Source organism: Nocardia sp. CC201C (assembly GCF_030010695.1).
GTDB classification, from domain to species: Bacteria; Actinomycetota; Actinomycetes; order Mycobacteriales; family Mycobacteriaceae; genus Nocardia; species Nocardia otitidiscaviarum.
On the sequence record NZ_JASCXP010000513.1, the window covers coordinates 1 to 4,445 of the forward strand.

Here is a 4,445-nt window from a genome sequence, read left to right on the forward strand (position 1 = left end):
CACCTCGGTGGTCTCGTCGTCGGGATCGAAGCGGCGACGGCGACGGCCGCCCGTTTCGGTCGCCGGAGTTCCGGCCGCGCCCGACGGCACCGCGTCCTCGCCGAAGCCACGCGCACCGGATTCGGCGGGCGGCTCGCCGAACCCGCGTGGGCCCGGCTCACCGAAGCGACGCCCGCCCGCGCCGGGGTCACCGAAACCGTGGGCATCGGGTCCGGGCTCACCGAAACCGCGTCCACCGGCCCCGGGCTCACCGAAACCGCGCGCGCCCGATTCGCCGTAACCACCGGCGCCCGGTTCACCGAAACCGCGAGACCCGACACCGGGATCACCGAACTCGCGTGCGCCCGGCTCGCCGAAGCCACGCGCACCGGGCTCGCCGAAGCCGCGGATCTCCGATTCACCGAACCCGCGTGCACCGGCGTCGCCGAAACCGTATTCGTTCGCACCGGATTCCCCGAAACCACGCGCTCCGGCCCCCGGCGCACCGAATTCGCGCTGCCCAGCGGTGTCGGACGCCTCGGATTCGAGATCGTCGAGCGGGTCGGGCTTGCGACGGCGGCCGCTCTTCGGCCGCTCGGCTCCGTCCAGGCCGTCGAGGTGCTGCGCGCCGTAGCCGTTGCCGTTCGCCCCGTGCCCGTTCGCGCCGTAGGAGCTCCCGTTGGCGTCGTAACCGTTCGACTTGCCCGCGTCGCCGTAGCCATTGGCCTCGGCCGCTTCCCGGCGCGCGCGGCGGCCACCGGACGTGCGGCCGGATGCCCCGTAACCGTTGGCGCCCGGGGTTTCGGTGGGCGGCCAGTCCAGCTGTCCGGGCGAGTTCCAGTCGTATCCCGACGACTGTGCCGACCCGTCCGGAGTTTCGGTGGAGGCGAGCGGATCGTAATAGGAGATAGGACCGGAAAGCGGAGAATTCTCCTGTTCGGAGCCCGACGAGTAGCCGAAATTCGACTCCTGCGCGGGTGTATCCACGGAATAGTTCGAGTAGTCCGGATAATTCGAGAAGTTCGAAAAGTCCGATTCCATCGGAGCGGACGCGGCCGCCCCCTCGGCCCCGATTTCGTCATCGGGTGCCGCATGCGAGGAAGAGCCCTCCCGCACCTGCGGCATATCGCCGGTCAGATCCGCCACGGAGATGCCGCGGCCGCTGCGCCGACGCCGCCCGCCCCCGCCGGAAGCGGAGGAGCCCTGCTGGCCGTTGCGGGCCAGCAGTTCGGCGACGGACAGCTGATTCGAATCGTCGGTCATCGAATTACCGTTTCGATCGGGGTGCCCTCCAGGGGCGGACGAGCATCAGATTGTGCCCCACCAGCTATCGGTTCGCTATCCAGGTCGGTATCCAGTTTTCGCAGGATCAATCCCTCCCGCAGTGCCCAGGGGCAGATTTCCAACGTATCCAGCGACAGTGCCCGCATACTCGCCTCCGCGACCAATGCGCCAGCCACCAGTTGCTGTGACCGATCCGAACTTACGCCTTCCAATTCTGCCCGGTCGGCGGCCGTCATTCGAGAGATGAAGGCGATCAGCTGCCGTAGACCGGAACTGGTGAGCGTACGCCGCGCCCGCGGGCCCGCCGCCGAGGGGGCGGCGCCGGTCAGCCTGGCCAGGGAGCGGAAGGTCTTGGAGGTGCCGACGGCCAGGTCCGGGCGGCCGGGTTCGAGCAGCTTTCGGGTCGGAATCACCAATTCGGCGTCGAGCCAGTCGCGCAGCACGGCCACCCGGCGCTTGCCCGGCGGGTCGTGGCGCAGCCAGTCCCGGGTGAGCCGCCCGGCGCCCAGTTGCAGCGACAGCGCCACATCCGGGTCCTCGTCGGCGCCGTTGCTCATCTCCAGCGATCCGCCGCCGATATCCAGGTTGAGGATCCGCCCCGCGCTCCAGCCGTACCAGCGGCGCACCGCCAGAAAGGTGTTGCGGGCTTCGTCGACACCGCTCAGCACCCGCAGGGTCACGCCGGTCTCGGCGCGCACCAGGGCCAGCACCTCCTCGGAGTTGGTGGCCTCGCGCACCGCCGAGGTGGCGAAGGGCATCAGCTCCACACAACCGGAAGTCTTTGCGATGCTTGCGAATTCGGCTACGGTGCGGGTGAGCCGCGCCGAACCCTCCGGGGTGATTCGCCCCCGGTCGTCCATATTCTCCGACAACCGCAGGGTCGCCTTCGTAGAACTCATCGGCAGCGGATGGCCACCGCGATGCGCGTCCACCACCAGCAGGTGGACGGTATTGCTTCCCACATCCAGTACACCGAGCCGCACAAGAACACGGTACTGGGTGTGGCGTCTCTTCAGGCGCGGCGACTGAACTGTTAGCGTTCCGCGGTGTGACGGCAGGCGCATCCGCGAGCGGGCCCACCGGGCTCCGATCAGCGGCGAAGATCGATCCAAGTCCCGAGGTCGAGCTGGACTTCCCCCGAGAATGGATCGAGTTCGTCGACCCAGCAAATGACGAGCACCTGATCGCGGCGGACCTCACCTGGCTGCTCTCGCGATGGACGTGCGTATTCGGCACCCCCGCATGTCAGGGCATCATCGAGGGCCGCATCGACGACGGTTGCTGTTCACACGGCGCTTTCCTCTCCGATGCCGACGACGGCAAGAAGCTGCACCGCGGTGTGAAAATGCTCACACGCAAGGACTGGCAGCTGATGGACGAGGCGGTGGACGACACCGGCAAGGTCCGCAAGAAGCTCTACCTCGAGCAGGACGAACTCGACGACGAGCCCGCCCTGCGCACCCGCCGGATCGACGGCGCCTGCATCTTCCTGAACCGTCCCGGCTTCGCGGGCGGCATCGGCTGCGCCCTGCACAGCATGGCCCTGCGCAAGGGCCTGGAGCCGCTCACGGTGAAGCCCGAGGTGTGCTGGCAGCTGCCCATCCGGCGGGTGCAGGAGTGGGTGGACCGGCCCGACGGGGTGGAGATTCTCAAGACCTGGATCACCGAGTACGACCGTCGCGGCTGGGGGCCGGGCGGGCTGGACCTGAACTGGTACTGCACCGGGTCGCCCGACGCGCATGTGGGGACGCGACCGGTCTGGCAGGCGTACGCGCCCGAGCTGATCGAGCTGCTCGGGCAGCCCGCGTACGAGGAGCTGGCGCGGCACTGCAAGCGCCGGGAGGGGCTCGGCATCGTCGCGGTGCATCCGGCGACGGCCATCGCCGCGGAGCGGGCGGCGCACGAGGACTGAGCGGGACGCGGCCACGCGGGCGGACGCTGAGCGTTTGCCCCGGGTGCCGCCCGCATCCGAGCAACCAAGCGGACGCTTGCTTGCTAATTTTCCTGAAACGCCCACATTTCACAGAGGTGTTCGCTTACGGTGCGGAAGCCCACCTGCGTGGGCCGCACACAGGAGAGCACCATGCGCATCAACACCTCCCGGAGAGCCGCCCGCGCGGGCGTCGGCCTCACCGGATTCGCCGCCGCGGCGGCCGTGGCCGTTCTGACGGCACCCGCCGCCTGCGCCGCGGTCGAGACGGTCACGGTCGAAGGATCGACCTTCCGCGTCGGCGGTGAATACACCATCTCCGCGACCCTCGGCGGCGCGTCCGCGGGCCTGCTCGTCTACTTCAGCGACAACGGGGAATTCATCGGCGCGCCCAAGGTGCCGTGGCCGCCGGGGCAGTCCAGCATCACCTGGAAGCCGGAAACCGCTGGGCAGCACATCATCACGGTCGAACAGGGCGGCAGCCACCGGTCCGTGACGGTGGATGTGCAGCAGGCTCCGATCGGCTCCGGAAGTTCCAGCACCGGAAGCGGTTTCGGCCCCGGCGGACCGCTCGGCAGCGGCAGCAGCGGCACCACGGATTGAGGACGGATATCCCATGAGCCTTCTTTCGCGCCGAATCGGCACGGGCATAGCGGGTTTCGCGGCCGCGGCGACCATCTCGGTCTTCGCCGCACCGCAGGCGAGCGCCACCGTCGACTCGATCACGGTGTCCGGCAGCGACCACGTGATCGACACCGAGTACCAGCTGAGCGCGAAGCTCAGCGGGGCCGGGATCGGGCTGCTGGTCTACTGGTCCGACAACGGCGAGGACATCAGTGGCCCCAAGGTGCCGTGGCCGGTCGGCGAAGCACACCTGAGCTGGACGCCGACAACCCCGGGCCGCCATCTGATCACCTGCTCGCAGGGCGGCAGCACCAAGACCATCGAGGTCTGGGTGCGCGACCCCTCCCAGCCGGATCCGGGTGGGCCGGGCACCCCCGGCGGCACCGGCAGCGCCGACGGCCTGCCCGGACTCTTCGGCAGCAGCTAGCGCGGTCACGGCCCAACTTTCTCCGCCAGCAGCCAGCGCGGAGCCCGGCCCGACTCTTCGGCCGCAGCCAGCGCGGGGCCACGGCCCAACTCTTCGGCCGCAGCCAGCGCGGGGCCACGGCCCAACTCCTCGGCAGCAGCCAGCGCGGGGGCACGGCCCGACCCCTCGACCGCAGCCAGCCCGGGCCACGGCCCGACCCCT

General features: G+C 69.7%; 5 protein-coding genes and 1 pseudogene. 3 read left to right on the forward strand and 3 right to left on the reverse strand.

Translation table 11 applies throughout. The features are described from left to right. A pseudogene (locus QK444_RS32905) lies at positions 1-1,242 on the reverse strand (hypothetical protein); the annotation flags it as partial. Next, complete coding sequence (locus QK444_RS32910; RefSeq protein ID WP_282785952.1) at positions 1,239-2,246, reverse strand: Ppx/GppA phosphatase family protein; 1,008 nt, start codon at positions 2,244-2,246, stop codon at positions 1,239-1,241. The gene QK444_RS32910 and the pseudogene QK444_RS32905, both read right to left, overlap by 4 nt. Before the next feature lie 119 nt (positions 2,247-2,365). On the opposite strand from QK444_RS32910, the gene QK444_RS32915 reads away from it, so the two are divergent. From QK444_RS32915 to QK444_RS32925, 3 genes are all read left to right on the forward strand, one after another. Next, positions 2,366-3,175, forward strand: a complete 810-nt coding sequence (locus QK444_RS32915; protein ID WP_282785955.1) for a hypothetical protein — start codon at positions 2,366-2,368, stop codon at positions 3,173-3,175. A gap of 171 nt (positions 3,176-3,346) precedes the next feature. Further along, positions 3,347-3,796 (forward strand): hypothetical protein, encoded by a 450-nt coding sequence (locus QK444_RS32920; RefSeq protein WP_282785953.1) that lies wholly within the window; start codon positions 3,347-3,349, stop codon positions 3,794-3,796. A gap of 13 nt (positions 3,797-3,809) precedes the next feature. Further along, the gene (locus tag QK444_RS32925; RefSeq protein ID WP_143983762.1) at positions 3,810-4,244 is read left to right on the forward strand and encodes a hypothetical protein; all 435 of its coding nucleotides are present in this window, start codon (positions 3,810-3,812) and stop codon (positions 4,242-4,244) included. Between the two features lie 5 nt (positions 4,245-4,249). Here the strand turns inward: QK444_RS32925 and QK444_RS32930 are convergent. Then, the coding region (locus QK444_RS32930; RefSeq protein ID WP_282785954.1) for a hypothetical protein at positions 4,250-4,445 on the reverse strand (196 nt) is incomplete at its 5' end.

Excerpts from the sequence above, each read along its gene's own strand:
- QK444_RS32920 (WP_282785953.1), top strand. The coding sequence starts at position 3,347 with ATGCGCATCAACACCTCCCGGAGAGCCGCCCGCGCGGGCGTCGGCCTC.
- QK444_RS32925 (WP_143983762.1), top strand. The coding sequence starts at position 3,810 with ATGAGCCTTCTTTCGCGCCGAATCGGCACGGGCATAGCGGGTTTCGCG.